Source organism: Diaphorobacter sp. C33 (assembly GCF_030503915.1).
Taxonomy (GTDB): Bacteria; Pseudomonadota; Gammaproteobacteria; order Burkholderiales; family Burkholderiaceae_C; genus Diaphorobacter; species Diaphorobacter nitroreducens.
Window position 1 is genome coordinate 201436 of sequence record NZ_CP129980.1, and the last position, 25082, is coordinate 226517.

At 67.4% G+C, this 25082-nt stretch carries 27 protein-coding genes; 9 read left to right on the top strand and 18 right to left on the bottom strand.

Annotation, left to right across the window (positions count from 1 at the left end; all coding sequences use genetic code 11):
- Nucleotides 1–48: 48 nt before the first annotated feature.
- The gene (locus QY917_RS01030) at nucleotides 49–1851 is read right to left on the bottom strand and encodes an ABC transporter transmembrane domain-containing protein (protein ID WP_123675104.1); all 1803 of its coding nucleotides are present in this window, start codon (nucleotides 1849–1851) and stop codon (nucleotides 49–51) included.
- A gap of 30 nt (nucleotides 1852–1881) precedes the next feature.
- On the bottom strand, nucleotides 1882–2250 hold the full coding sequence (locus QY917_RS01035; protein ID WP_123675105.1) for a hypothetical protein: 369 nt from the start codon (nucleotides 2248–2250) through the stop codon (nucleotides 1882–1884).
- Between the two features lie 48 nt (nucleotides 2251–2298).
- Between QY917_RS01035 and QY917_RS01040 the strand changes: the two genes are divergently transcribed.
- Together QY917_RS01040 and QY917_RS01045 are read left to right on the top strand one after the other, a co-directional pair.
- Nucleotides 2299–2955, top strand: coding sequence for an ATP-binding cassette domain-containing protein (locus QY917_RS01040; protein WP_123675106.1), 657 nt, complete (start codon nucleotides 2299–2301; stop codon nucleotides 2953–2955).
- A gap of 43 nt (nucleotides 2956–2998) precedes the next feature.
- Nucleotides 2999–3628 carry a LysE family translocator gene (locus tag QY917_RS01045; protein ID WP_123675107.1) on the top strand — a complete coding sequence of 210 codons (630 nt, stop codon included), beginning with the start codon at nucleotides 2999–3001 and terminating at the stop codon, nucleotides 3626–3628.
- Between the two features lie 64 nt (nucleotides 3629–3692).
- On the opposite strand, the gene gdhA is transcribed toward QY917_RS01045, so the two are convergent.
- The 3 genes from gdhA to QY917_RS01060 form a co-directional block, all read right to left on the bottom strand.
- Nucleotides 3693–5036, bottom strand: coding sequence for an NADP-specific glutamate dehydrogenase (gene gdhA / locus QY917_RS01050; protein ID WP_088887479.1), 1344 nt, complete (start codon nucleotides 5034–5036; stop codon nucleotides 3693–3695).
- A 341-nt stretch (nucleotides 5037–5377) separates the two neighbouring features.
- Nucleotides 5378–7351 carry a DNA mismatch repair endonuclease MutL gene (gene mutL, locus QY917_RS01055; protein ID WP_123675108.1) on the bottom strand — a complete coding sequence of 658 codons (1974 nt, stop codon included), beginning with the start codon at nucleotides 7349–7351 and terminating at the stop codon, nucleotides 5378–5380.
- 43 nt (nucleotides 7352–7394) lie between these two features.
- Nucleotides 7395–7646, bottom strand: a complete 252-nt coding sequence (locus QY917_RS01060; protein ID WP_011804420.1) for a glycine zipper 2TM domain-containing protein — start codon at nucleotides 7644–7646, stop codon at nucleotides 7395–7397.
- Nucleotides 7647–7859: 213 nt separating this feature from the next.
- Between QY917_RS01060 and QY917_RS01065 the strand changes: the two genes are divergently transcribed.
- Complete coding sequence (locus QY917_RS01065; protein ID WP_123675109.1) at nucleotides 7860–8522, top strand: DedA family protein; 663 nt, start codon at nucleotides 7860–7862, stop codon at nucleotides 8520–8522.
- A gap of 108 nt (nucleotides 8523–8630) precedes the next feature.
- Here the strand turns inward: QY917_RS01065 and QY917_RS01070 are convergent, their stop codons facing one another.
- The 4 genes from QY917_RS01070 to tsaE form a co-directional block, all read right to left on the bottom strand.
- Nucleotides 8631–8861, bottom strand: coding sequence for a glycine zipper domain-containing protein (locus QY917_RS01070; RefSeq protein ID WP_015912630.1), 231 nt, complete (start codon nucleotides 8859–8861; stop codon nucleotides 8631–8633).
- Between the two features lie 120 nt (nucleotides 8862–8981).
- A complete protein-coding gene (locus tag QY917_RS01075) occupies nucleotides 8982–9314 on the bottom strand; it encodes a cupin domain-containing protein (RefSeq protein WP_123675110.1) in 333 nt (110 codons plus the stop codon).
- A gap of 34 nt (nucleotides 9315–9348) precedes the next feature.
- Nucleotides 9349–10797, bottom strand: coding sequence for an N-acetylmuramoyl-L-alanine amidase (locus QY917_RS01080; protein ID WP_047350035.1), 1449 nt, complete (start codon nucleotides 10795–10797; stop codon nucleotides 9349–9351).
- Entirely contained in the window at nucleotides 10794–11276 is a 483-nt protein-coding gene (gene tsaE, locus QY917_RS01085) for a tRNA (adenosine(37)-N6)-threonylcarbamoyltransferase complex ATPase subunit type 1 TsaE (RefSeq protein WP_302079279.1), read from the bottom strand. The genes QY917_RS01080 and tsaE overlap by 4 nt, the downstream gene beginning before the upstream one ends.
- 39 nt (nucleotides 11277–11315) lie before the next feature.
- On the opposite strand from tsaE, the gene queG reads away from it, so the two are divergent.
- A complete protein-coding gene (gene queG, locus QY917_RS01090; protein ID WP_162844521.1) occupies nucleotides 11316–12371 on the top strand; it encodes a tRNA epoxyqueuosine(34) reductase QueG in 1056 nt (351 codons plus the stop codon).
- 54 nt (nucleotides 12372–12425) lie between these two features.
- Here the strand turns inward: queG and QY917_RS01095 are convergent, their stop codons facing one another.
- Complete coding sequence (locus QY917_RS01095; RefSeq protein WP_103737330.1) at nucleotides 12426–13343, bottom strand: AEC family transporter; 918 nt, start codon at nucleotides 13341–13343, stop codon at nucleotides 12426–12428.
- A gap of 151 nt (nucleotides 13344–13494) precedes the next feature.
- Here QY917_RS01095 and QY917_RS01100 point away from each other — a divergent pair, with 151 nt between their 5' ends.
- From QY917_RS01100 to QY917_RS01110, 3 genes are all read left to right on the top strand, one after another.
- The gene (locus QY917_RS01100; RefSeq protein ID WP_011804427.1) at nucleotides 13495–14457 is read left to right on the top strand and encodes a tripartite tricarboxylate transporter substrate binding protein BugE; all 963 of its coding nucleotides are present in this window, start codon (nucleotides 13495–13497) and stop codon (nucleotides 14455–14457) included.
- A 68-nt stretch (nucleotides 14458–14525) separates the two neighbouring features.
- Nucleotides 14526–15425, top strand: coding sequence for a site-specific tyrosine recombinase XerD (xerD, locus tag QY917_RS01105; RefSeq protein ID WP_123675254.1), 900 nt, complete (start codon nucleotides 14526–14528; stop codon nucleotides 15423–15425).
- 79 nt (nucleotides 15426–15504) lie between these two features.
- A complete protein-coding gene (locus QY917_RS01110) occupies nucleotides 15505–16482 on the top strand; it encodes a tripartite tricarboxylate transporter substrate binding protein (protein ID WP_123675113.1) in 978 nt (325 codons plus the stop codon).
- Nucleotides 16483–16532: 50 nt separating this feature from the next.
- Here the strand turns inward: QY917_RS01110 and QY917_RS01115 are convergent, their stop codons facing one another.
- From QY917_RS01115 to QY917_RS01125, 3 genes are all read right to left on the bottom strand, one after another.
- Nucleotides 16533–17828, bottom strand: a complete 1296-nt coding sequence (locus QY917_RS01115; protein WP_123675114.1) for an EAL and HDOD domain-containing protein — start codon at nucleotides 17826–17828, stop codon at nucleotides 16533–16535.
- A gap of 50 nt (nucleotides 17829–17878) precedes the next feature.
- Nucleotides 17879–19150, bottom strand: coding sequence for an EAL and HDOD domain-containing protein (locus QY917_RS01120; RefSeq protein ID WP_103737327.1), 1272 nt, complete (start codon nucleotides 19148–19150; stop codon nucleotides 17879–17881).
- A gap of 147 nt (nucleotides 19151–19297) precedes the next feature.
- Complete coding sequence (locus QY917_RS01125) at nucleotides 19298–20104, bottom strand: ferritin-like domain-containing protein (RefSeq protein ID WP_123675116.1); 807 nt, start codon at nucleotides 20102–20104, stop codon at nucleotides 19298–19300.
- 49 nt (nucleotides 20105–20153) lie between these two features.
- Between QY917_RS01125 and QY917_RS01130 the strand changes: the two genes are divergently transcribed.
- Both QY917_RS01130 and QY917_RS01135 read left to right on the top strand, forming a co-directional pair.
- Nucleotides 20154–20678, top strand: a complete 525-nt coding sequence (locus QY917_RS01130; protein ID WP_123675117.1) for a gamma carbonic anhydrase family protein — start codon at nucleotides 20154–20156, stop codon at nucleotides 20676–20678.
- A 32-nt stretch (nucleotides 20679–20710) separates the two neighbouring features.
- Nucleotides 20711–21697 (top strand): Hsp33 family molecular chaperone HslO, encoded by a 987-nt coding sequence (locus QY917_RS01135; RefSeq protein ID WP_041838962.1) that lies wholly within the window; start codon nucleotides 20711–20713, stop codon nucleotides 21695–21697.
- Between the two features lie 92 nt (nucleotides 21698–21789).
- Here QY917_RS01135 and QY917_RS01140 read toward each other — a convergent pair whose 3' ends face one another.
- The 5 genes from QY917_RS01140 to kdsA all read right to left on the bottom strand — a co-directional run bounded on the left by QY917_RS01140 (nucleotide 21790) and on the right by kdsA (nucleotide 25075).
- A complete protein-coding gene (locus QY917_RS01140) occupies nucleotides 21790–22245 on the bottom strand; it encodes a hypothetical protein (RefSeq protein ID WP_123675118.1) in 456 nt (151 codons plus the stop codon).
- Nucleotides 22242–22526: a septum formation initiator family protein gene (locus tag QY917_RS01145; protein ID WP_011804436.1), complete on the bottom strand. Its 285-nt coding sequence runs from the start codon at nucleotides 22524–22526 to the stop codon at nucleotides 22242–22244. The genes QY917_RS01140 and QY917_RS01145 overlap by 4 nt, the downstream gene beginning before the upstream one ends.
- 26 nt (nucleotides 22527–22552) lie before the next feature.
- Nucleotides 22553–23839 (bottom strand): phosphopyruvate hydratase, encoded by a 1287-nt coding sequence (gene eno, locus QY917_RS01150; protein WP_015912643.1) that lies wholly within the window; start codon nucleotides 23837–23839, stop codon nucleotides 22553–22555.
- A gap of 83 nt (nucleotides 23840–23922) precedes the next feature.
- Nucleotides 23923–24213 (bottom strand): DUF1330 domain-containing protein, encoded by a 291-nt coding sequence (locus tag QY917_RS01155; RefSeq protein ID WP_103737324.1) that lies wholly within the window; start codon nucleotides 24211–24213, stop codon nucleotides 23923–23925.
- 4 nt (nucleotides 24214–24217) lie between these two features.
- Nucleotides 24218–25075, bottom strand: a complete 858-nt coding sequence (gene kdsA / locus QY917_RS01160; RefSeq protein ID WP_123675119.1) for a 3-deoxy-8-phosphooctulonate synthase — start codon at nucleotides 25073–25075, stop codon at nucleotides 24218–24220.
- Between the last annotated feature and the right edge of the window lie 7 nt (nucleotides 25076–25082).

Genomic DNA, 25082 nt, shown 5'->3' on the forward strand with positions numbered 1-25082 from the left:
TCTGGCTCTGGCTGGCTCTAGCGCGTCGGCGCCGCCCCAAATGACCCTTCAACGCGAGAACTGCAGCGCTGCCAAGCGGGCATAGACGCCGCCCTGATGCAGCAAGTCCTCATGCCGCCCCTGCTCGACGATGCATCCATTGTCCATGACCACGATGCGGTCCGCATGCTGGACGGTGGCCAGCCGGTGGGCGATGACCAGGGTAATACGTTGGCGGGAATGCTGGCGAAGCGCGGTGTCCAGCGCAAGCTGCACGGCACGCTCGCTGTGCGCGTCTAGGGCGCTTGTGGCCTCGTCCAGGAGCAGTACGGGGGCGTTCTTCAGCAGCGCGCGGGCTATGGCGATGCGCTGGCGTTGGCCTCCTGAGAGGCGCACGCCATGCTCGCCGAGAAAGGTGTCGTACCCCTGCGGCAGCGCGTCGATGAATTCATGGGCAAATGCGGCGCGTGCCGCTGCTTTCACCGCGTGCCGGCTCGCCTGCGGATCGCCATAGCGGATATTGTCCAGGGCCGATGCGGAAAAAATCTCGGCGTCTTGCGGAACCACGCCAATGTGGCTTCGCAGCACCTGCGGGTCTATGTCGCGCAAATCCACGCCACCCAACGTGATGCGGCCCTCGCTCACGTCGTAGAAGCGTTGCAGCAATTGAAAGACGGTGGACTTGCCGGCGCCGCTGCTGCCCACCAACGCAACGGTTTCTCCTGGCAGCAGGCGCAGGTCGAAGTGGCGCAGCGCGGGTGGCACGGGGCGCGAGGGATAGGAGAAGCCTACGCCCGTGAACTTGATCGAAAGGTCTGTGGCCCGCGGCATGGCGGGCCGGGATGGTGCGGCAAGCGTGGGGCGTGTTGCGAGCAGTTCCATCAGCCGCTCCATCGCACCCGCGGCGCGCAACAGGTCGCCATAAACCTCGCCCAGCACGGCTACGGCACCCGCGAGAAACATCGCATAGAGAATGGTCTGCCCCAGTTGCCCGGCCGAGAGCGTCCCTGCGAGGACCGCCTGGGCCCCGAGATACAACCCCCAAAGCAACAGCGCGGCGCTGGCAATGATGATGAAGGCCATCAGTGCTGCACGGGCGCCGCTGCGGCGCAGGGCTGCGCGCAGCGCACTCTCCGTAGCCGCCGCGAAGCGGGCGGCTTCGCGTGCTTCAGCCGTGTAACTTTGCACCACGGGAATGGCGCCCAACACCTCTGCGGCGATGGCGCTGGCATCTGCCACGCGGTCCTGGCTTGCGCGTGACAGACGCCGTACACGCCGTCCGATCCACATCGACGGCAGCACGATGGCGACGACGGCCCCGAAGGCGAGCGCCATCACGTAGGGCGTGCTCCAGATCAGCATGCCCAGCGCCCCGGCGCCCAGCAGGGCATTGCGCAGTCCCATGGACAGCGATGAGCCCACGACGGTCTGCACCAGTGTCGTGTCGGCCGTGAGGCGCGACAGCACTTCCCCCGTTTGCGTGGTTTCAAAGAACTCCGGGCTCTGCCGCAGCACGTGTGCGTAGACGGCGTTGCGCAGATCTGCCGTGACGCGTTCGCCCAGCCAGCTCATGAGGTAGTAGCGTGCGGCCGACGCCAATCCAAGTGCCACGGCGACCGCGAACAGCACTGCAAAGTGCGTGCGCAAGGCCGGTGCGCCGACGCCCTTTCCCCCCGGGGTGGCAGCGCTAATCGCGCCATCGATCAATTGACGCAGGGCCGTGGGAAAGGCCAGCGTCGCCAAGGCGGCGAGTAGCAGAAACGCCATCGCGCCAGCGAGGTGTATCCGGTAGGGACGCAGGAACGGCGCCAGTTCCCTCATCAGGTGGCGCATGTCCTGGGGTTTTTTCTGAGCGTTGGTGGACCTTGCCATGCGCCAGTGTAGGGCGGAAGAGTCGCTGGGTTACGTGGCGCCGAAGCGGTCCACGAACGCCGCTGCAAAGGCTGGGCCGCCACTGAGGGACAGCGTCAAGGTCACCCACGCCTGGGGCTGGGATTGTGGTCGTGGATGAATTTGCCGTTCGTGGATGTCGAACCCCAGCGCCAGCAAGGGCAACCCGTCGCGCTCGCACTGCAGGTCGTAGTCCCACAGTCCTCCCGTCTCGACCGGGCCGCGCAGAGCGCCGAACTCGGTGTGCGCCCAGTCCAGCAGCGCTGTAATCTCCGCCAGCAGCTCGGGCAGGCGATCCGTGGGCACGCTGGCCATGGCATCCCAGGTTCCCGTGCCTTCCTCATCCTCGCTGTAGTCAAAATCCAGAAAATGCAAAGTCATGCGACAACCCAGCCCTGTGATGCGGGCGCTGTTTCTTCAGGAGACGTCATGCTGAAGGGCCCCGAGCCTATTGCATCCCCGCCCGCGTTGCGAGCCGAGGGAATCTGCTTCGGCTTTGCGCAACGGCCCTTGTTCCAGCACTGGAGTGCGGATTTTCCCGCAGGCCTGGTGCTGGTGCAGGGTGGGGATGGGGCGGGCAAGACCAGCCTGTTGCGCCTGATGGCCGGAGAGTGGGCGCCGCAGGCCGGGCGGATGCTGCTGCATGGCACGAGCGCGACGCAGCAGCCTGCGCAATACCGGGCACAGGTCTTTTGGCGCGACCCGCGCGCGCCGTGGCCGCAGGCGATGACGGCGCAGGACTGGGCCGCCGAGCTGCGCACGGTCCATGCGCGCTGGTCCGAGGAGGACTGGCACGCCCACGTCGCGGGCTGGGGCATTGCCGGGCATCTGCACAAGGCCATGCACCAGCTTTCCGCAGGCAGCCAGCGCAAGGTGCTGATGGCCGGCGCACTGGCCAGCGGCGCCCCACTGACATTGCTGGATGAGCCGCTGGCCGGCCTGGACAAGGCGTCCATTGCCTACCTGCTGCAGGCGCTGCAGCGGGAGGTAAGTGCACCCCGCACCCCTGGGCGCGTGTTGGTGGTGGCGCATTACGATGCGTTGGGCGATCTGCCCTGGCGCCACCGGGTGGTACTGCCGGAATAAACTGGCGCACCTTTTTCCGCGCCTGCTGGCGCAAGGAGTTGTCGTGGAAGCCCTGCTGTTTGCCCCCGCCGCCGTTGCCATTGCGCTCACGCCCGGCCCCAACAATTTCTGCGGGCTCAACAACGGCATCCGCGCCGGTGTCGCAGCCGCGCTAATCGCGACCGTGGGGCGGGTGGCCGCATTCGCCATTTTCCTCAGTGTCTCGGCCGTGGGATTGGGGGCCATGCTGCTGGCTTCGGAGGCCGCATTCACGGCCGTCAAATGGGCCGGCGCCGTTTATCTGTTCTGGATTGGCTGGCGCGCATGGCGCAGCCGGGAGTTCGGTGGCGCGGCGCTGGTCGAGGGAGATGAGGCACCCGCACCCGCGCGTGCCTCGATGCGTGCCCTGATGGCACAGGAGTTCCTGCTGGGCATCACCAACCCCAAGGCCATCATCCTCTTTGCGGCCGTCTTCCCGCAGTTCATCGATCCGGCACAGCCCGCGGCGCGGCAGTTCCTGGTACTGGGCAGCATCTACCTGATGGCGGAATTCGTGGCCACAGCGGTGTATGCCACGTGCGGGCGGCAGATCCGCCGCGTCATTCGCACGCAGCGCGGCGTGGTGCGGCTGAACCGTGCCACCGGTGGCTTCTTCATGGGAGCTGGCGGCTTGTTGCTGACGGCCAACCGCTAAAAAAAAGCCGGCCCAGGGGCCGGCTTGCGCGGTGTGCCGCAGGCGCGGGGCCTGCGCAGAGGTATCAGACCACGCCTTGCGCCAGCATGGCGTCGGCCACCTTCACGAATCCAGCCACGTTGGCACCGTTGATGTAGCTCACGCTGCCATCGGCGCGCTTGCCGTATTGCAGGCAGGCGGCGTGGATGCCCTGCATGATCTGGAGCAGGCGCGCATCCACTTCGTCGCGGGTCCACGACAGACGCATCGCGTTCTGGCTCATTTCCAGGCCCGAGGTGGCCACGCCACCGGCGTTGCTGGCCTTGCCCGGTGCGTACAGCACGCCCGCCTGCTCGAACAGCTTGGCTGCCTCGTTGGTCGAGGGCATGTTGGCGCCTTCGGCCACGCACAGCACGCCGTTCTTGATGAGGGTACGGGCGTCGTTCTCGTCCAGCTCGTTTTGCGTGGCGCAGGGCAAGGCCACGTCCACCTTGACATGCCATGGGCGCACGCCGGCTTCGAACTTCACACCGGTGCGGGCGGCGTAGTCGCTCACGCGGCCGTAATGGTGGTTCTTCACGTCCATCAGGATGGCCAGCTTCTCGGGGGTGAAGCCGTCTTCGTCAATGATGGTGCCGCTGGAGTCCGACACGGTGATGACCTTGGCGCCGAGTTGCATGGCCTTTTCCACGGCGTACTGGGCCACGTTGCCCGAGCCGGACACGGACACGCGCAGGCCGTCGAAGCTGCGGCCGCGGGTCTTGAGCATCTCGTCGGCGAAGTACACCGTGCCGTAGCCGGTGGCCTCGGGGCGGATCAGCGAGCCGCCGAAGGCCAGGCCCTTGCCCGTGAACACGCTGGCGGCGTTGTTGGCCAGCTTCTTGTACATGCCCGCCATGAAACCGACCTCACGGCCGCCCACCCCGATATCACCCGCGGGCACGTCGGTGTCGGGACCCACGTGGCGGAACAGCTCCGTCACGAAGGCCTGGCAAAAGCGCATGACTTCGGCCGGGCTCTTGCCCTTGGGGTCGAAGTCCGAGCCACCCTTGCCGCCGCCCATGGGCAGCGTGGTCAGCGCGTTCTTGAAGGTCTGCTCGAAGGCCAGGAACTTCAGCACCGACAGGTTTACCGAGGGGTGAAAGCGCAGGCCGCCCTTGTAAGGGCCGATCGCCATGCTGTGCTGGATGCGATAGCCGCGGTTGATATGCACATTGCCGTGATCGTCGAACCAGGACACGCGGAACATCACCACCCGCTCGGGCTCCACCAGGCGCTCCAGCAGGCCTTGCTCGGCATAGCGCGGGTTCTTTTCGATGAACGGCCACAGGCTTTCCATGACCTCGGTCACGGCTTGCAGGTATTCGGGCTGGCCGGGGTTGCGCTGTGCAACCTGTTCAAGGAAATGGCCCACGGATTGGTGCTTCATAAGGACTTTCTGCTCAAGGGAAATTAGCGATGCGGCAATGCAGCATCGAATTATGTCAAAAAGACATGTGGTTATGCACCATTTTGGATTTGATGCCCCGCAATGGGACAGGTTTTCGGGGTTGTCGCGCATTGCTGGTGCGTTTTCTTGCGCGCTTTTGGTGCAAAGTCGACGGCGAATGCCCTGTCGCGCGGGATTGCGCAACGGTTTGACAGGGGCACGGCTGCGCCGCCCTGGGCACCGCCAAGGCAGCGCTGGCAGTGCAAGGCAGTCGGGGGAGAAGGGAGGGGAGAAAGGAATGCCGCTGGGTGGTAGCGGCGTGAGAGGGTGTGTGGATGCGCTCAGCGCCCGCGCAGGAACAGCGCGTCCAGCTCTTTCATGCTGAGCTGGCGCCAGGTGGGGCGGCCGTGGTTGCACTGGTCGGAGCGATCGGTGACTTCCATCTGGCGCAGCAGGGCGTTCATCTCGTCCAGCGTCAACCGGCGATTGGCCCGCACGGCGCCATGGCAGGCCATGGTGGCAAGGATCTCGCTCTGCGCGCGCTGCACCACGGTGCTGGCGTCATGGGTGGCCAGCTCGGCCAGCACGCTGCGCGCCAGCTCCACGGGGTTGCCCTGGGCCAGCGTCGTGGGCACGGCGCGCACGGCCAGGGTGCGCGGCGAGAACGGCACGACCTCCAGTCCCAGCAGGGCCAACGTGTCGGCATGCGCCTCGGCGGTCGCCACCTCTTCGGGGGTGGCGGCGAAGGTGGCGGGGATGAGCAGTGGCTGGCTGGCGATGCGTGCACCTTGGTCCACCTGGGCCTTGAGCCGCTCGTACACGATGCGTTCGTGCGCCGCATGCATGTCCACCACCACCAAACCCTGCGCGCTTTCGGCCAGGATATACACGCCATGGACCTGCGCCACGGCGCGGCCCAGCGGCCAGGTGTGCGCCTCCTCGACGGGCGCAGCCGCCATGTCGACGGCAGCCAGTGGAGCCGCGCTGGCGGGCGAGAAGGACGGCGCCGTGGGCGCGCCTGGAGCGACCGGTGCCATGGCGGTGGTTGCCGGCATACCGGGCGGTGGCGCAGCCGTGGATGTGCCCCAGAGTGCTTGTAAGTCAGAGACCTTGTGGCCTGCGCGTTCTTCAAATTTGATAGCTGCTTGCGCTTGCCAATAGGGGGGATGAGCCGGGTTTCTATCTGAATCGCCCACGGATGGAGCGGCAGGCGCTACATAAGTTGAAGCGGCGGTAGCCGCCAGCGCCTGCGCGCGCGGCGCCGCCAGAGCGTTCTCCACCGCGTGGCGCACGGCCTGGTGCACCTCGCGGCTGTCGCGAAAGCGCACCTCGATCTTGGTCGGGTGCACGTTCACGTCCACACGCTGCGGGTCGATCTGTACGTACAGCGCGTATACCGGCTGCTTGTGGCCGTGCAGCACGTCCTCGTAGGCGCTGCGCGCGGCATGCGTGAGCACCTTGTCGCGCACGAAGCGGCCGTTCACGTAGCAGAACTGCTGGTCTGCACGCGAACGGGCGGCATCGGGCAGCCCGGCGCGGCCCGTCACCGTGACCGCGCCCAGGCGCAGGTGCACAGGTACGGAGTCGCGGATGAAGTCCTCGCCCAGCACGTCGCTCAGGCGCTGCTGCAGGGCCTGCTGGCGTTTGCCCTCGTCCGCTGTGGCAGCGGGGGTCAGGGTGGCGCGCCATTGCTCCACCAGCTTGCCTTCGTGCCAGATGGCAAAGCCCACGTCGGGCCGCGCCAGCGCATGGCGGCGCACGGCCTCGATGCAGTGGGCGAGCTCGGTCGCGTCGGTCTTGAGGAACTTGCGCCGCGCGGGGGTGGAGAAGAACAGCTCCTTGACCTCCACGGTCGTGCCACGGCTGCGTGCCGCGGGGCGCAGTTCGCCGCTGCGCGCATCCAGCAGAAAGGCGCTGGCCTGCTGCGCGGTGCGCGACAGCAGCGCCATCTCGGACACCGACGCGATGGCGGCCAGCGCCTCGCCGCGAAAACCCATGGTGGCGACCGATTCCAGGTCGTGCAGGTTGGTGATCTTGCTGGTGGCGTGGCGGCGCAGGGCCACCGGCAGCTCATCCTGCGGGATGCCGCTGCCGTCGTCCTCCACGGCGATCAGGCGCACGCCGCCGGCCAGCAGGCGCACGGTGATCTGGGTGGCGCCCGCATCCAGGGCGTTGTCCACCAGCTCGCGCACGGCAGACGCGGGGCGCTCCACCACTTCGCCCGCCGCGATCTGGCTGATGAGCTCGTCGGGCAGATCGCGGATGGGGCGCCGGGGCGCGGGGGCGAGGGCGGTGTCGGAAGGCTGTGCGGTCACGCGGGGATTTTAGGTGGCGATGCGACCGCGGGTGCTGTAAGGGTCAGTGGCGGTGGCGGTAGCCGCGGTCGTTGTTGCGGCCGACCTCGTTGCCGATCAGCGCGCCGGCGGCGGCGCCGCCCACGGTACCCAGCGTGGAGCCGAACACCGCGCTGCCCACCAGGCCGCCGGCCACGGCGCCGACGCCCGTGCCGATCTGTGCGTTGCTGGGCCGGTGGGCGCAGCCGCCCAGTGCAAGGGCGCCCGTGAGCAGTGCGGCAGTGGCGATCAGGCGGCTGTGGCGGAGGACGGTCATGGCGGTTCCTTTCGGGGAGATGGTCTTGTAATGAGGTGCGGCGCGGTGCGCACGCCGTGGGTGCACTATGGCGCGGCCGTGTGAAGTGTGCCCCGCGGTTTGTTTGCCAATTGCCAACAAGTGTGAGCAATTGCCAATGGTGGTGTGGTGCAACCAGGGGCATTGGGGGCGCGGGTACATTACGGCGCACTTCGCCAACGGGAGGTTTGTGTTTTGGAAGTCTTTGCGTTCCTGATCGATTTCATCCTGCATGTGGACAAGCATCTCGCCGCCTTCGTGGCCAGCTATGGCCCCTGGGTGTACGCGCTGCTGTTCATCATCGTGTTCGTGGAGACGGGCGTGGTGGTCATGCCCTTTCTGCCGGGTGACTCGCTGCTGTTCGTGGTGGGGGCGCTCAGCGGTGCAGGGTTGATGAACTTCCCGCTGGCCTGCGCGGTTCTGTTGGCTGCGGCGATCCTGGGCGACCAGTGCAACTACAGCATCGGGCGCTATTTCGGACCCAAGGTATTCCAATGGGAAAGTTCGCGCTGGTTCAACAAGAAGGCCTTCGACCAGGCCCATGCGTTCTACGAGCGCTATGGCGGCATCACCATCGTGCTGGCGCGCTTCATGCCCTTCATCCGCACGTTCGCTCCCTTCGTGGGCGGCGTGGCGGCCATGGGGCGAGGCAAGTTCACGGCCTACAACGTCGGTGGTGCGGTACTGTGGGTCGTGGGCATCTGCACGGCGGGGTACTTCTTTGGAAACATGGCCTGGGTGCAGCGGCATCTGGACAAGATCATCTGGGCCATGATCTTCATCCCCGGCCTGATTGCCATCTTTGGCGCATGGCGCGCCGGGCGCAAGGCACCGGGAACTGCGGTTGCTATTGAATAGATAGCTCGTAACGCTTACTAGAAGCGCGTTAGGGCCATGTTCCATATAAAAAGCCACCGCCTCGCGAGAGGGGTGGCGTTCTGCATGGTGAGGCTCTCAGGCGGGCCGTCAACGGCGGCGATCGCGGTCCCGGTCCTCACCCAGTTCGTGGCCGATCAGCGCGCCAGCAGCGGCGCCGCCAATGGTGGCGGCCGTGCCGCCCACGGCGCTACCGAGTGCGCCGCCAGCCACGGCGCCGACACCGGTGCCGATCTGGGCGTTGGTGGGATTGGACGAGCAGCCCACCAGGCCCAGGGCGGCTGCGCAGGCGGCGGCGGAGAGAAGGTGGCGGTATTGCATGGTGGCTCCTTATGGTCAACAGACCCCGGTGTGGGGCCGTGACTCAACTGTCACCCCGCAGGCCCGGCGCCGGTGTAGGCCCGTCTTGCCGGCGCGTGTAGGACGCGGCGGCCCCAGGCCCTAACCCGGCGCGAGACAGATCGTCACCAGCAGCGAGGCGTCCTGCAGCGCCCGCAGCACATGCGGAATGCGCGGCACCAGGTGCAGGAAGTCGCCTTCGCGCAGGGTATGCGACTGCGCGCCGGCCTGGAAAAGCACCTCGCCCTCCAGGCACAGCAGCGTGATTTCGCCCGGTGCGTCGTGCTGGTGCTGCTCTTTACCGGCGGGCAGCACCACGCGGATCACTTCCAGCTGGCCGGCCTTGATGAGGGCGCTGGTGGGGGTGTCGTGCAGGCGCGGCCCCAGGGGCCGGAGGCTGACGACTTCGCAGGACTGGGCGTGGGGCAGTGCCATGGCGGTCTCCTGGCCGCCGGCACGGCCGCGCTGCTCAGACGGTGCGGCTGCGCGCCAGCGGCGGGTTTTTCGCGAAGTATCGGACGATGCCGCGCATCAGCGCGTCGGCCAACTGCTCTTGATACGCGGCGGACCGCAGCTTGGACTCTTCCTCGGGGTTGCTGATGAAGGCCGTCTCCACCAGCACGCTGGGAATGTCGGGCGCCTTGAGCACGGCAAAGCCCGCCTGCTCCACGCGCGGCTTGTGCAGCTTGGCCATGCCGCCGATCTCGCCCAGCAGCACGCTGCCGAGCTTCAGGCTGTCGTTGATCTGCGCCGTGGTGCTCATGTCCAGCAGCGCGCGCTGCACATGGCGGTCCTGCTGGGCGCCCAGGTTCACGCCGCCGATCAGGTCGGCCTCGTTCTCCTTGTTGGCCAGCCAGCGCGCGGCCGAGCTGGACGCGCCGCCCTGGCTCAGCGCGAATACGCTGGCGCCGCGTGCCGACGGGGTGGTGAAGGCGTCGGCGTGGATGGACACGAACAGGTCTGCCTGCACGCGCCGCGCCTTGTCGACGCGCGCCGCCAGCGGGACGAAGAAGTCACCGTCGCGCGTGAGAAAGGCGCGCATGGGATTGCCGCCCACCTGCGTGGCATTGATGCGGTCGCGCAGCAGGTGCGCCACTTTCAGCACCACGTCCTTTTCGCGCGTGCCGCGCGGGCCGATGGCGCCCGGGTCTTCGCCGCCGTGGCCGGGGTCCAGCGCGATGATGATGAGGCGGTCGGTGGAATACGCCGCGCGGGCCGTCGTGGGCGGGGTGGCGGGTGCGGCAGGGCGCGCCGGGGCGGCGGGTGCCGGCGCCACGGGTGCGGTTGCCACCGCCGTGCCCGGCACGGGCAGGGCAGGGGGCATGGCCTGCGGTGCGGAATGCCGTGCAATCAGGTCACCCAGCGGGTCCGTCAATGGGGGAGCCGCCATGGCGCGCCCCGTACCCGCGCTGCCGGGCAGCGGCGCGGTGGCATCGCGCAGCCGCTCGGCGATCAGTGCCTCCAGCGGGTCGGGCGGCTGCGCGGGATACAGGTCGAACACCAGCCGGTGCTGGTACGCGGCCACGGGCTGCAGCGTGAAGACCTGCGGTCGCGCCGCCTGCTTCAGGTCCACCACCAGGCGCACCACGCCGGGCGCGTTCTGGCCCACGCGGATGCCGGCGATGTTGGGGTCGTCTGCGCGCACCTTGGCGACCAGTTCGCGCAGCGAGGGGTTGAGGTCGATGCCCTCGATGTCCACCGCCAGGCGCGGCGGCGTGTCCACGAAGGTCTGGCGGGCCGTGAGCGCACGGTCGGATTCGATGGTCACCCGTGAATAGTCGGGCGCGGGCCAGACACGCACCGCGACGATGGTGGCGCCGCGCGCGATCTGCTGCGTGCCCAGCAGCAGTACCAGGCTACCCGCGCGCAGCAGAGTGCGGCGGCTGTGAAGGGGGGAAGGGCGGCGGGCATCGCTCATGGGGTGTCCAGTCCTTGCAGTATGGCGCTGCCATGGGGCGTGTGGGCTCGCAGCGTCACGTGCCGGGCTGAATCATCCTCCGCTTCAATGTGAATAGCAATATCCGCAGGCGGGATGAGGGTTCCTGCATGGCCAGGCCACTCGGCCAGCTTCAGGCCGGGGCTGGCGAAGATGTCGCGAAAGCCTGCGTCTTCCCACTCGCGCGGGTCGCTGAAACGGTAGAAGTCGAAGTGCCAGATGTTCAGTCCTGGTGCTTGGTGCGGCTCGACCACGGCGTAGGTGGGGCTCTTGACGCGCCCCTGCACGCCCAGGGCGCGCAGCAGGTGGCGCACCAGCGTGGTCTTGCCTGCACCCAGGTCGCCATGCAGGGCGATGAAGGCATTGCGCAGGCCGGGCTGCGCGGCCAGGCGCGTGGCGAAGCGCGCCGTGTCCTCCTCGTCCTTCCATTGCAGCGACAGGCAGTGCGGCGTTTCTACAATCGGGTGTTGATGGTGTGCAGCAGTCAACTCGTTCCTCAAATACAAGGCTGGGCCCGCGAGCTGGGATTTTCCCAAATCAAGGTGGCCGGCGTGGACTTGTCCTCCGCCGAGCCCGGATTGATGCAATGGCTGGCCCAAGGGTTCCATGGCGAGATGCATTACATGGCTGCGCATGGCCTGAAGCGTGCCCGCCCGGCGGAGCTGGTGCCCGGCACCGTGAGCGTGATCACCGCGCGCATGGACTACCTGCCGCGGGCGACGGCGCTGGAAGCCGCCGAAGGCTGGCAGGCCATTGAACTTGGCCGGCTGGCGCGACCCACCGAGGCGGTGGTTTCCGTCTACGCCCGGGGACGCGACTACCACAAGGTGCTGCGCGCGCGGCTGCAAAAGCTCAGCGACCGTGTCGCCGAGGCAGTAGGGCCCTTTGGCCACCGCGTGTTCACCGACTCGGCGCCGGTGCTGGAGGCCGAGCTTGCGCGCCGCAGCGGCCAGGGCTGGCGCGGCAAGCACACGCTGGTGCTGAGCCGCGAGGCCGGCTCGATGTTCTTTCTGGGCGAGATCTATGTGGACATGCCCCTCGAACCCACCGAGCCCGTCACCCACCACTGCGGCAGTTGCCAGGCGTGTATCGACGTCTGCCCCACGCAGGCCATCATCGCGCCGTACCGCCTGGATGCGCGCCGCTGTATCTCCTACCTCACCATCGAGCACGCCGGGCCCATTCCGCTGGAGTTGCGCCCGCTCATGGGCAACCGCATCTATGGCTGCGACGACTGCCAGCTCATCTGCCCGTGGAACAAGTTCGCGCAGACCAGCAGCCTGCCCGATTTCGATGTGCGCGCGGGGCTGGTGGGGCAGCAGCTCGTGCATCTGTTTACGTGGGACGAGGAGACCTTCCTGCGCATGACCGAGGGCGGCCCGATCCGTCGCATCGGCCATGAGCGCTGGCTGCGCAACATCGCCGTGGCGCTGGGCAACGCGTTGCGCGCGACCCGCGACTCTGTCGTTCGCGCGGCGCTGGCCGCACGCGCCGATGACCCGAGCCCGCTGGTGCGCGAGCATGTGGCCTGGGCGCTGGCACAGGAAAATGAATAAAAATGGCCTGCAACGCTTGCAGAAAAAGCGCGAGTAGCTATTAATTAAATAGCGTCAACGCAACAAGCCCAGAGCGAAGGGCAGGCTCACCACCCCCAGCACGGTGGACAGCGTGACCAGGCCTGCGACATACGCGCCGTTGTAGCCCATGCGTGCGGCGAGTACATAGCAGGTGGATGCGGTGGACACGGCGCAGAACGCCATCAGCACCGAGGTCTGCGTGGCGTCCAGCCCCAGCAGATGCGCGAACCCCCAGGCGATCAGCGGCTGTGCCAGGTGGCGAATGGTCAGCACCGACGCAGACAGCAGCTTGCTGCGTGTGAGCAACCCGAACTGCATGCCCGCGCCTGCAGCCATGAGCCCCAGCGCCAGCGACGCGGCGCTGATGCGACCCACCGTGGGCTCCAGCCACGGCGGGATGCGAAAGCCCAGCAGGTTGGCCGCCAGCCCCGTCGCCGTGGCGATGATCAGCGGGTTGCGCAGCAGTTCGCGCACGAAGCCCTGCTGGCCGCCGCGCGCCATGGGCCACACGGCGGCCACGTTCAGCAGCGGTACGCACACGCCAATCAGCACCGCCACCATGAGCAGGCCCTGCGCACCCGCCAGGCGCTCGGCCAGGGCCAGCACGATGAAGGAGTTGAAGCGGAAGGCCACCTGCGCCGCCGCCGCGTGGTCGCGCCGGTCGATGTGCCTGCCCAGCCAGGGCAGGTGCGGCAGGCTGTAGGCCAGTACCACGCCGCACAGGCCCGTGCCCACGCCGGCCACCACCAGGCCGGTGGCCTCGCCCACGTTGATGGGGCTCTTGACGATGGACTGGAACAGCAGCACCGGGAACAGCAGGTAATACACCAGGCTTTCCACCGGCTGCCAGACGGAGCGGTTGAGGGGCGTGTAGCGGCACAGCAGGTAGCCGAACAGGATCAGCGAGAAATCCGGGAGAAGAAGCTGCACGTAACTCACGGCGCGCAGCATACCGTGGCGCTGCGGGCCGGCGGCGCGAATCATTGGGGAAACTCCCAACAAATCAGCGCGGCGCCCGCGGTGATCAACGCGGCATGGCACCGTAGGATCGCCGCCTACCCCCGTTTTTTCCACCAAACACAATTTGATGAGGAGATTTCGCATGCAACGTCGCAACCTGCTGGCTTTGGCGCTGGCGGCCACCGCGGGCACCGCCTTCGCCCAGGGCTACCCCAACAAGCCCGTCAAGCTGCTGGTGCCCTTCGCGCCCGGCGGCACCACCGACATCATCGCCCGCGTGATCGCCGACCCACTGTCGCGCGCGCTCGGCCAGTCGGTGGTGGTGGAGAACCGGGGCGGCGGCGGCGGCGTGATTGGCGCGCAGGAAACGGCGCGCGCAGCACCCGATGGGTACAACCTGGGCGTGGCCACCGTGTCCACCACGGCGGCCAATCCGGCCATCAACTCCAAGATCCCGTACAACCCGATCACGGACTTCACGCCCATCATCAACATCGCGGCCACGCCCAACATCATCGCGGTGCACCCCAGCTTCCCGGCCAAGGACTACAAGTCCTTCCTGGCGGAGATCCAGAAGAACCCCGGCAAGTACTCGTACGCGTCCTCGGGCACAGGCGGCATCGGCCACCTGCTGATGGAGTTGTACAAGAGCCTCACCAACAGCTTCGTCACGCACATTCCCTACCGCGGCGCGGGTCCGGCCCTCAACGACACCGTGGCGGGTCAGGTGCCCATCATCTTCGACAACCTGCCCTCGGCGCTGCCCTTCATCAAGAGCGGCAAGCTCGTGCCCATCGTGGTGTCCGCGCCGCAGCGCGTGGCGGCACTGCCCAATGTGCCCACGTTCAAGGAAGTGGGCCTGGAGCCGGTGAACCGCATGGCCTACTACGGCATCCTGGGCCCCAAGAACCTGCCCAAGGACGTGGTGGACAAGATCAACGGCGGCGTGAAGAAGGCGCTGGAAGATGCCGCCGTGCGCAAGCGCATCGAGGACACCGACTCGATCATCGTCGCCAACACGCCCGAGCAGTTCGCCGAGCAGATCAAGGCCGAGTTCGGCGTGTACAAGCAGGTGGTGCAAAAGCAGAAGCTCACGCTGGAATAAGCGCGCCCCCAGCCCTCTGAAAAACGCCCGCCTGCCGCGGGCGTTTTTTTGATGCTATGGTTTTCGCCATGTTGCCCGACAGCCAGAACGCCATAGACCCCTTCATCGACGCCCTGTGGCTGGAGGACGGCCTGTCGCGCAACACGCTGGCCGCCTACCGCCGGGACCTCACGCTGTATGCCCAATGGCTGGCGCAGCAGAGCCCTCCGCTGGCGCTGGATGCCACGGCCGAGCACCACCTGCAGGGCTACTTCGCTGCCCGCCACGCGCAGACGCGCGCCACGTCGGCCAACCGCCGCCTCACCGTGCTGCGGCGCTACTTCCACTGGGCATTGCGCGAGCGGCGCATCGCAGCCGACCCCACAGTGCGCCTGCAAGCCGCGCGCCAGCCGCTGCGCGTGCCCAAGACGCTGACGCAGGCGCAGGTGGAGGCCCTGCTGCATGCGCCGGACGATGCCACGCCGCTGGGCCTGCGCGACCGCACCATGTTGGAGCTGATGTACGCGAGCGGCCTGCGCGTGAGCGAGCTGGTCACGCTGAAAACCTTCCACCTGGGGTTGGCCGAAGGCGTGCTGCGCGTCATGGGCAAGGGCGGCAAGGAGCGGCTGGTGCCCTTTGGCGAAGAGGCGCACCGCTGGCTGCAGCGCTACCTGGCCGAGGGGCGTGGCGCCATCCTGGGCGGGCAACAAACGGATGACCTGTTCGTCACGCAGCGCGGCGCGGCCATGTCGCGCGTGATGTTCTGGGTCATCGTCAAGAAATGCGCGCAGGCTGCGGGCATTACCGCGCCGCTGTCGCCCCACACGCTGCGCCATGCCTTTGCCACGCACCTGTTGAACCACGGTGCGGACCTGCGCGTGGTGCAACTGCTGCTGGGCCACGCCGACATTTCCACCACCACCATCTACACCCACGTGGCGCGCGAGCGGCTGAAGGCGCTGCATGCGCAGCACCATCCGCGCGGTTGAAGGGGCATGACGCGGAGTGCCGGCGGACAGCGGCAAACGGGTGAAAAATCGCGCTCTTTCTTGAAACTCTGGAGTTGCAATGACAGATTCCGTGCGCCGTCGCGTGCTGGCCTCCCTCGCGCTGGCTGCCGCGCTGCCCCTGGGCGCGCAGGCCCAGACTTGGCCCGCCAAGCCCATCCGCATCATCGTGGCCTATCCCGCGGGCGGCGTCAGCGACGTGGTCGCCCGCGCGTTGGGCGACAAACTGTCCGAACGCCTGGGCACGCCCGTGGTGGTGGAGAACAAGGCCGGCGCGGGCGGCACCATCGGCATGGACGCGGTGGCCAAGGCGGCGCCGGATGGTTACACGCTGGGCTTCTCGGCGATCAGCCCGCTGGTGCTCAACCCGCACCTGGGCACGCCGCCGTACGACGCAACGCGCGACATCGTGCCCGTGGCCAGCGTGATGTACTCGCCCGTGCTGTTGTTGGGCACGCAGGCCGCCAAGGAGCGTGACTTCCGCAGCCTGCTGGCGACCGCCAAGGCGCAGCCGGGCCAGGTGCGATGGGCCACATCGGGGCTGGCGTCGCTGGGCCACATCATGCTGGAACACATCATGCAGGGCAGCGGTGTGCAGATCACGCACGTGCCCTACAAGGGCGGCGGGCAACAACTGAACGATGCGCTTTCGGGTCAGTTCGAGGTGCTGTCCACCAACGCCGGCCCGGCCGTGATGCAGCAGATCAAGGCGGGCAAGCTGCACCCGCTGGCCGTGGGTGCGCCCGCGCGGCTGAACACCCTGCCGAACGTGCCCACGCTGGGCGAACTGGGCCTGCCCGCGGCCAACCTGAATTCGGTGTTCGGCATGTTCGCGCCAGCGGGCGTGCCGGCCGCGGTGCTGGAGCGCTTGAATGCCGAGATCAACCGCGCGCTGGCGCTGCCCGACATCCAGGCGCGCCTGGAGGCTTCGGACAACGTGCCCACGGGCGGCAGCGCCGAGGCATTTCGCCGGCAGATCGCGGCGGAGTCGCAGAGCAACGCGCGCATCATCCGCGCCGCCAACATCCGCCTGAACTGACGGCTGCCCCGTGCGCGCGCCGGCCGGCCCGCGCACAGGGGGCATCGGGTTTATTCGTCGGCCGTCAGGCTCTCGGCCCAGGCCAGGGCCTGCAGGTGGGCCCAGTTGACCTGGCGGTTGGACAGGTGCAGCGCCTCGGCCGTGCGCGCGAAAGCCTCGTCGTCACCGCTTTCGCAGGCCTTGGTGAGTTCGAGGAAGGGGGCGAACACGCCCTTGTTGTGCAGCAGTGCGTCAAGCACCGGCTGGGGCAGAGCCACCGTTTCCAGGGCGCGCTCCAGCGGCACGCCCAGCATCGCGTCCAGCAGCGAGAAGACCCCCACCACGAAGGCGTTGTCGCATTCCTCGGGGGGCAGCAGCTCGGCGGCCAGCAGTTCCATGAGGCGGCCGCGCACCACGGCCGTCTGGCCCACGGCGGGCGGCGAGCCGCTGGCGCGCGAGGTCGTCATCAACAGTGCCGCCCAGCGGAACAGCTTCTTCAGGCCCAGGATCATCACCGCGTGACGGAACGAGGTCACCTCGCACGACAGGCCGAAGCCCGAGGAATTGATGAAACGCAGCAGGTTGAAGGACAGCGTGGGGTCCTTCTTGAGCAGCTCCTCGATCTCTCCGGTGCTGGCCTGCTGGCGCACCAGGTTGATGAGCTGGATGATGGTCGCCTGCGAGGGACGGATGGTTTGCGCCTTGACCAGCGAGGGCTGTGCGAACCAGTAGCCCTGGAACAGCTTCACGCCCAGCGAAGCCATGCGCTGGTACTGTTCGGCCGTTTCTACCTTCTCGGCCACCAGGGTGGCCTGCGAGTGGGCTTGGGCGAACTTCACGAGCGGCTCGGCGAGCTCCGGCTTGAAGGCCTGCATGTCCAGCTTGATGAACGAGGCCAGAGGCACCCAGCTGCTGTAGGCGCGCCGCAGTACGTCCTGGCTGAAGGCCAGCCGAAAGCCGCGCGTGCGCACCGCTTGCAGCGTGGGGATGTACTGCTCGATCTGCTCGGCCGTGGCCTGGGCGCCGAGTGTGGGTACTTCCAGCACCACTTTTTCAGGGTGGATCAGCTCCAGGTGTCCGCCGGCCAGGCTGTCGTGCGTGCAATTGATGAAGACGGTTTTCTTGCCCACCAGCGCCTCGGAGCCCGCATACGACAGCGCGTTGAACAGCAGCGCCGCATCGCTGGCGGCGGTGTGCGCGTCCGCGGCGGTGGACCGGTCGAACAGTTCGTAGCCAAAGACGGTGCGCTGTTCGTCCAGGATGGCCTGTCGTGCGATGACGACCTGGTTCTGCGCCTCGGTGGCCTCGGGTGACGGCTGGGCGGAATCGGCGGGGAGCTGTGCGGCGGTGTCTGAAAGGCTCGACATGGATGGCGTGGGAAGTTCGTTGGATTCTAGGAGGTCGGCGCGGCAGTGGCTCAGGCGGGCGCCATCTGGTCCGCCCAGGCCAGGGCTTGCAAGTGGGCCCAGTTGATCTGCTGGTTCGTCAGGTGGAGCGATTGGGCGATCTGGTCGAAGGTATGGTCGTCGCTGGTCTCGCAGGCTTCGGCCAGTGTCAGCAGCTGGCCGTACACGTTGCTGCGTTGTAGCAGGGCGGTGGATAGCTCTTCGGGCAGGTTGAGCAGCCCCACGGCGGAGGCCAGCGGCATGCCGAGCATCTGGTCCAGCATGGAGAAGATGCCGATCACGAACGCCTGGTCGGCTTCTTCGGCGGGCAGAAATTCCTGGGCCAGCAGTTCCATGAGGCGGCCGCGCACCACGGCCGTCTGTCCCACGGCCGGGGGCGTACCGCCGCTGCGCACCGCCGTGAGCAGCAGGGCGGCCCAGCGGAACAGCTTCTTGAGTCCCAGCAGCAGCACCGCCTGGCGAAAGGAGGTGATCTCGCGCGTCATGCCCAGCCCCGCGGAGTTGATCAGGCGCATCAGGTTGAAGGCCAGCCCAGCATCCTTTTTGAGGACCTCTTCGATCTCGTCGGTACTGGCCTGGCTGCGCACCAGGTTGAGCAGCTGCACGATGCTCGCCTGGCCGGGGGTGAGCAGTTTGGCCTCCACCAGCGTGGGACGCGAGAACCAGTAGCCCTGGAACATTTCCACGCCCATGGACGACACCATGTCGTACTGTTGCGCGGTTTCGAGCTTTTCCGCGATCAGTTCGGCCTGGGAATGGCGCCCCGCGTAGTTGATCAGCACCGCGAGCTGGTCGCGCGCAAGCACCGACATGTCGAGTTTGATGTAGTCGGCCAGCGGCAGCCAGGGCGCGTAGGTGGACTCCAGCACCGTGTGGTTGAAGGCGAGGTGAAAGCCGCGGCTGCGCAGCGCCTGCAGGATGGGAAGCCGCGCATGCACCTCGGCCGCGGCCACGTGGCCCAGCGGAGGGATCTCCAGCACCACCTTGTCAGGGTTCACCAGTTCCAGGTGCCCGCCCGTCAGGCTTTCGTGGGTGCAGTTCACGAAAATCAGCATCTTGCCCACCAGCTCTTCGGTGCCCGCATGCGACAGCGCGGTGAAGACCAGGATCACGTCGCTGGCGGCCGTGTGGCCGACGGTGGAGCGCGAGCGGTTGAAGAGTTCGTAGCCGACGACCGCCTGCTGGCCGTTCATGATGGCCTGCCGGGCGATCATGGAGCCGGTGCTGCCAGCCTGGGAGGCGCCGGCCGCCGAGGGAGAAGCGGGAGGTGTGGGGTTCGTCATGGAATGCCTGGGCGTGTGCGGGATACCGGGCGATGCGGATGCCCGCTGCAGGCGCGAGGGCTGGCGGCAGCGGCGTGGCGTATCGCTGCTGGCATTGTAGGGAAGAACCCCCGATGGCTGGGGGATGGCAGTGCGGCTGGAGGCGATTCAGCCGTGCTGCAGCCAGCGCATCTCCGCCTCGCTGAAACCGGCGGCGCGGCGTGCCGCCTCGTTCAGCGGCGGCTTCGGGCGGGGGGCTTCGTAACGCTGGACCAGCGCGGCGTAGTGCGCCACGGGGTCCAGTCCGTCGCGCGTGCACAGCCAGCCGTACCAGTGGTTGCCGATGGCCACGTGGCCCACTTCTTCGCGCAGGATGATGTCCAGGATCGACACGGCGGCCAGCGCGTCCGGTGTACCGACCTGGCGCAGCTTGTGCTGGATCAGCGGCGTGGCGTCCAGTCCACGCGCCTCCAGGGTGCGCGGCACCAGGGCCATGCGCGCCACGATGTCGTCGGCCGTCTTCTCGCACATGCTCCACAGGCCCTGGTGCGCGGGAAAGTCGCCATAGTCATGGTGCAGTTGCCGGCGCAGGTGGTCACGCAGCAGGCGAAAGTGCTTCGCCTCCTCGGCCGCCACGCGCAGCCAGTCGCGGTAGAACGTCTCGGGCATGCCCGCAAAGCGCCAGATGGCGTCCAGCGCGAGGTTGATGGCGTTGAACTCGATATGGGCGATGGCGTGGATCAGCACCGCGCGCCCCTCCGGCGTGGCGGGCGAGCGGCGTGCCACGGCGGTGTGGTGCAGCAGCTGCGGCCGCGCGGGGCGGCCGGGCAGGGTGTCGGCGGGCGGGGCGGTGAGACGCGTTTCTGTCGCTATTGAAATGAGAGCTGCTTGCGCATACATATCCAGCGCTGCGGCCGATTTTTCTTCAGGGTCGCAGAGGCGCAAAACCTCCAGGGCACGTTGGCGAAGCTCCATCCCTACAATTCTAGGTTCCCCCTACACAAACAACGGAGACAGACAAGCGATGGCGATCTATGAACTCGACGGCGTGGCGCCGCAGGTGGCCGCATCGGCCTGGGTGGCCGACAGTGGCCAGGTGATGGGCGACGTGGTGCTGGGCGAGGACGCCAGCGTATGGTTCGGCGCCGTGGTGCGTGGCGACACGGCGCGCATCACCATCGGCGCGGGCACCAACGTGCAGGACGCGAGCGTGCTGCACGCCGACATCGGCCAGCCGCTGGTGATCGGTGAGCGCGTCACCGTGGGCCACCAGGTCATGCTGCATGGCTGCACCGTCGGGGATGAATCACTGATCGGCATTGGCGCCATCGTGCTCAACGGCGCGAAGATCGGCCGCAACTGCCTGGTGGGTGCTGGCTCGCTGGTCACCGAAGGCAAGGAATTTCCCGACGGATCGATGATCCTGGGCAGTCCGGCCAAGGTGGTGCGCCAGCTCACGCCCGAGCAGATCGAAGGGCTGCGCCAGAGTGCGCGGCATTACATGGAAAACGCGCGCCGCTTCAAGGCGGGTCTGCGCAAGCTGGGGTAATAGCCCGGCCGTTGATTGACTGGAAATACAGCGTGTCCGAACTGCACAAGTTTTTGTTTGATGGCCTGCCCGTGCGCGGCATGATCGTGCGCCTGACCGAGGCCTGGACAGAGCTGCTGCGCCGCCGCGCGGCCAACACCGAAACGGGGCCATACCCCGCGCCCGTGAGCGAGCTGCTGGGTGAGATGGCCGCCGCCGGCGTGCTGATGCAGTCGAACATCAAGTTCAACGGCGCGCTGGTGCTGCAGGTCTTTGGTGACGGCCCGGTCAAGCTGGCCGTGGCCGAGGTGCAGTCCGACCTGAGCCTGCGCGCCACCGCGTCGGTGTCGGGCGAACTGCCCGCGAACGCGGGCCTGCCGGACATGGTGAACGTGGGCGGCGGCGGGCGCTGCGCCATCACGCTGGACCCCAAGGACCGTCTGCCCGGCCAGCAGCCCTACCAGGGTGTGGTGCCGCTGTATGGCGACCACCAGGAAAAGCTGCACAAGCTCAGCGACGTGCTGCAGCACTACATGCTGCAGTCCGAGCAGCTTGATACCACCCTGGTGCTGGCTGCCAACGACCAGGTGGCCGCGGGCGTGCTGATCCAGCGCATGCCCCTGAAGGGCGAGGCCAACCTGGCCGGCGGCCATGGGCGCGAGGACGAGGACCAGATCGGCCGCAACGAGGACTACAACCGTATCGCCACGCTGGCGAGCAGCCTCACGCGTGAGGAGCTGCTCACGCTGGACGTGGACACCATCCTGCGCCGCTTGTTCTGGGAGGAAAAACTGCTGCGCTTTGCGCCTCAGCAGGGCGATAGCGGCCCGCGCTTCGCGTGCTCCTGCAGCCGCGAGCGTGTGGGCAACATGCTGCGCAGCCTGGGCACGGAAGAGGTCGAGAGCATCCTGGAGGAACGTGGCAACATCGAGGTGGGCTGCGAATACTGCGGCCAGCAGTACCACTTCGACCCGGTGGATGCCGCGCAGCTGTTCACCGATCCGCACAAGCAGCCGCCCGCGCCGTCGCGCATGCAGTGATCCAGGCGGCCGCTCTGGGCGGCTTTTGCGACCCAGCCTGCGCGCCGCGGCGCTGCAGGCGGTCGCGCTTCAACGAGCGTGAGGCGTCCGCCTCACGCCCCTGCGCCCAGGCCGCGCAGCGCGGTGAACAGCCGGTGCTCGCATTGGGGCTCCACGCATTCTTCGCAACCCCAAGCGCGCAGCCGAGGACGGCTGGGTTCCGAATCCAATTCGGCCTCAACGTTTGATGGATAAGCGCGAGTAGCTATTAAATCAATAGCGTTTAGTGCGTTGCGAAGTTGCGCCGCTGGCGGCCCGTACAGCACCTGGTAGGCCGTGCCGGCCTGGGCCAGCGCGGCGCGCAGTTGCAGCTCGTGTGCATCGGGAAGGTCCAGTGCGCACAGCAGCGTGAGGTCCGCTGGCAGATCGGGGCCGGCCGCCGCGACTGCGAGCGCGGGACAGTGCTGAGCGATGCCGTCGCGTAAGGCGGTGCAGGCGGGCGTGTGCGCGCCCAGGATGGCGATGCGCACCGCCGCAGCGCCGGGCACGGGGCCGGGCGAGGGGCTCACTTGCGGGCCGGTGTGACGTGCACGTAGATCTCGCCGGGCTTGACCATGCCCAGTTCGCTGCGCGCCTTTTCCTCGACCATCTCCAGGCCGTCCTTCAGGTCCTGCACTTCGGCGGCCAGGCGCTCATTGGCCTGGCGCGCCTGCGCATTCGCCGCCTGCTGGGCGGCGATCTGCCGGCGCATGTCCTCTACATGGCCGACACTGCCGCGCCCGGTCCACAGCTGCGCGTGGATCCCCACGAGGAGCAGCAGCAGGGCGAGCGGAACGATGCGTGTGCCCATGGCGGGGCGCAGCGGTGCGGGTGGGCTTAGCGCAGGTTGTAGAACGCGGCGCGGCCGGGATAGAAGGCGATATCGCCCAGGTCTTCTTCGATGCGCAGCAGCTGGTTGTACTTGGCGATGCGGTCGGAGCGCGAGAGCGAGCCGGTCTTGATCTGGCCGGCGTTGGTGCCCACGGCGATGTCGGCGATCGTCGAGTCCTCGGTCTCGCCCGAACGGTGGCTGATCACGGCGGTGTAGCCCGCACGCTTGGCCATCTCGATGGCGGCGAAGGTCTCGGTCAACGTGCCGATCTGGTTGATCTTGATGAGGATCGAGTTGGCGATGCGCTTGTCGATGCCTTCCTTCAGGATCTTGGTGTTGGTCACGAACAGGTCGTCACCCACCAGCTGCACGTTCTGGCCCAGGCGCTCGGTCAGGGTTTTCCAGCCGTCCCAGTCGCCTTCGGCCATGCCATCTTCGATGGAGATGATGGGGTACTTGTCGCACCAGGTGGCGAGCATGTCGGTCCACTGCTGGGCGGTCAGGCGCAGGCCGCCTTCGCCTTCCAGCACGTACTGGCCGTCCTTGTAGAACTCGCTGGCGGCGCAGTCCAGGCCCAGGGCGATCTGCTCGCCCGCGGTGTAGCCGGCGGCTTCAATCGCCTGCAGGATCAGCTGGATGGCGGCTTCGTGGTTTTCCACGGAAGGCGCAAAACCGCCTTCGTCGCCCACGGCGGTGCTCATGCCCTTGTCGTGGATGATCTTCTTGAGCGCGTGGAACACCTCGGCGCCCCAGCGCACGGCCTCGCGGAAGCTCGGCGCGCCCACGGGGATGATCATGAACTCCTGCAGGTCCAGGCTGTTGTTGGCGTGCGCGCCGCCGTTGATGACGTTCATCATCGGCACGGGCAGCTGCATGCCACCCATGCCGCCGAGGTAGCGGTACAGGGGCAGGCCGGATTCTTCGGCAGCGGCGCGGGCCACGGCCATCGAGACGGCCAACATGGCGTTGGCGCCCAGGCGGCTCTTGTTGTCGGTGCCGTCCAGATCGATCAGGGTCTTGTCCAGGAAGGCCTGCTCGGAGGCGTCCAGGCCCAGTACGGCCTCGCTGATCTCGGTGTTGATGTGCTCCACGGCCTTGAGCACGCCCTTGCCCAGGTAGCGGGCCTTGTCGCCGTCGCGCAGCTCGATGGCTTCGCGCGAGCCGGTGGACGCGCCCGAGGGCACGGCCGCGCGGCCCATCACGCCCGATTCCAGCAGCACGTCGCATTCGACGGTGGGGTTGCCGCGGCTGTCCAGCACTTCGCGGCCTACGATGTCAACGATGGCACTCATGGGTTTCCTTTTGCGGGAGTTTTTAATCAAATTGGCCGCTAGCGCTTTTCCATCAAGCGCTGGCAGCTATCAAATAGGTAGCATCAGAGGCCTTCGACGCAGACCAGGCGCATGATGGCCGCGCCCTCGCGCGCCGCACGGGCCTTGCCGTATTCGGGCGAATGGTAGAACGCCTTGGCAGCCTCGAAGCTGGGGAACTTGGCGATCACCACACGCTCGGGCTGCCAGTCGCCCTCCATCACCTCCACCTGGCCGCCACGCACGCAGATCTCGGCGTTGTGCGCCGCGAAGGCGGCGGTGGACCACTTCTTGTATTCCTCGTACTGCGCGGGGTTGGTCACGCGGACGTTGGCGATGATGTAGCCGCTGGGCATGGTGTCAGGCTCCAAAGTTGTTTTCGAGAAAACCGTTCTTCTTGGTCACGTCGTCGAGCGCCACCAGCGTTTCAAGCAACGCGCGCATGTGCTTGAGCGGCACGGCGTTGGGGCCGTCCGACCATGCCTCGGCGGGCTTGGGGTGCGTTTCCATGAACAGGCCCGCCACGCCGACGGCCACACCGGCACGGGCCAGCACGGGCACCATGTCGCGCGCGCCGCCGCTCACGGCGCCCAGGCCGCCGGGCTTCTGTACCGAGTGGGTCACGTCGAACACCACGGGCGCGCCGGAGTTGCGCATCTCGGCCAGGCTGGTCATGTCGGCCACGAGGTTGTTGTAGCCAAAGCTCACGCCGCGCTCGCAGGCCAGGAAGCGGTCTTCCGACAGGCCCGCCTCGCGCGCGGCGGCGCGGGCCTTGTCGATGACGTTCTTCATGTCCCAGGGCGCAAGGAACTGGCCCTTCTTGATGTTCACCGGCTTGCCGCTTTGCGCCACGGCGCGGATGAAATCCGTCTGGCGGCACAGGAAGGCCGGGGTCTGCAGCACGTCGACCACGCTGGCCACTTCGGCCACGTGCGAGGTGTCGTGCACATCGGTCAGGATGGGCAGCTGCAACTGGCGGCGCACTTCGTCCAGGATCTTCAAACCGGCATCCAGGCCGACACCGCGCTTGCTGGTGCCGGACGAGCGGTTGGCCTTGTCGAACGAGCCCTTGTAGATCAGCGGGATGCCCAGCGGCGCGCAGGCCTCCTTGAGTTGGCCGGCCACGTCGAGCGACATCTCCAGGCCTTCAATGGAGCAGGTGCCTGCGATCAGGAAGAAGCGTTGGTCCAGGCCAACGTCGAATCCGCACAGCTGCATGGGCTTT